This window comes from Halomonas sp. MES3-P3E, assembly GCF_002836035.1.
GTDB lineage: Bacteria > Pseudomonadota > Gammaproteobacteria > Pseudomonadales > Halomonadaceae > Vreelandella > Vreelandella arctica.
In genome coordinates, this window is sequence record NZ_PJBT01000087.1 from 1 (window position 1) to 1,683 (window position 1,683).

General features: G+C 54.8%; 1 protein-coding gene. It reads right to left on the reverse strand.

Features of this window, described 5'->3' with window-relative positions; genetic code table 11:
* Positions 1–36: 36 nt before the first annotated feature.
* Positions 37–1,607 (reverse strand): IS3 family transposase gene (locus CXF87_RS11920; RefSeq protein ID WP_431313204.1). Its coding sequence is split into 2 segments (ribosomal slippage): positions 37–1,154 and positions 1,154–1,607, totalling 1,572 coding nucleotides; the frame shifts between segments, so codons are not numbered across the junction.
* Between the last annotated feature and the right edge of the window lie 76 nt (positions 1,608–1,683).

Sequence of the window (1,683 nt, forward strand, 5' to 3'; positions counted from 1 at the left end):
CGGTGATTTTCAACCCAGTTGTCCAAATGGCTGAGCTTAAGCAGCCTTTTTATTACGCTCGATTTCCTTCACTTTTCCTGGGTTAAGCGACACTGAACCAGTGACCCCCCAGTTTCGGGTGCTGCCCGACCAGCGTTGCGGATATCGGCGCTTAGCGCTTTCATAAACCGCTTTACGGCGTTCAAGGCGTTTTCGATCAACACCACGATGTCGGTCAGCTGGTGTGACATATTGGATGCCACTGTGAAGGTGCTGCTCGTTGTAAGCCTGTTCGAACACCAACATCCATTCCCGTACCGCGCTCAGCGATGTAAAGCCCTTGGTGGGCCACGCTGGGCAATATTTGACGGTGCGGAACAGCGATTCCGAGTAAGGGTTGTCGTTGCTGACTCTCGGTCGACTGTAAGACATCAACATCCCTAGCTCGGTTAACCTCGCTTTGAGCGTATAGGACGTCATTGGCGCCCCATTATCCGAGTGCAACACCGGTGGCTGGTGCCAGCATTTCTCACGCAATAATGCACGCTCCATCAGCTGTTTAGCCAACTCGCCCGATTCCGTCTCATGAACTTCCCAGGCAATGATTTTGCGGCTGTAGATATCCACGATCAGATAGAGATACCAGTGCTGACCACGCACAACGGAAGAACAGTAACTAATGTCCCAGCTCCAGACTTGGTTAGGCCCTGTCGCCGTAAAACTGGTCGGCGCGGCTACTCTGCGGCGTGCTTTCGCACGGCCTCGATGGTGGTGCTGACGATGCTTTTTCAATACGCGATAAAACGACGACTCGGAGGCCAGATAGATGCCGTTGTCTGCCAGTAAGGGCACGATTTGAGACGGCGGCAAGCTCTGATACTCGGGACGATGACAAGTGTTCAAAATGGCCCACTCTTCCTCATGCGACAGCTGATGCGGCTGCCTGCCTTGCACCGACTGTGGGCGCTGATCCTCAACCACAGCGCCACACTCAGATCGCCAACGCTTTAATGTGCGCTCGCTGACATCGATAATATCGGCTGCTTGATAGCGGGAAGCGCCACCCACAACCGCTTCGTCAAATAGCGCGATGAGCCTTGCACGTTCGTCGAGCGGCGTTAGTCGTCCTCGCCGCTGTCGGGGTTTTCGCTGTACAAGGCTTCGAGCTTTTTTGAGAGCACCAGTAACGATGTCGTCTCAGCCAACACCTTGTCTTTGCGGCGCACTTCCGCTTTGAGCTGCTTGATGGTCTTACGGTCTTCTTTACGCTGCTTGTGCGCCGCTTTTTCCTGATCTTCTTGCCGACCAGCGCCCTCGAGGCAAGCCGCTTTCCACTGCTGAATTTGCTCGGGATAAAGGCCTTTTTCGCGACAGTAAGCGCCAAGCTCCGCCTCTGACAGGGTGGCGGTTTCAATGACCACGGCTAGCTTGGCGTCGGGCGACCATTCGCTGTCGCCTGGGGTGTAACCCGGCACAGGCACTCCTTTTACTCGACACTGTTTTAACCAACTATACAGCGTCGCGTCAGAGATGCCTTCCTCTGTCGCTACCGATGCCACACTGTGATTATGGGGTGGTAACAACTTCTTCAGGACGGCTGCTTTACGCTCTGCAGAATAACGTGGCACAAGGGCTCCATGCCGCTCCCTCTGGATTAGATTTAGGCGATATCGCCAACCGGACAACTAGGCTGACAGAGGGGGG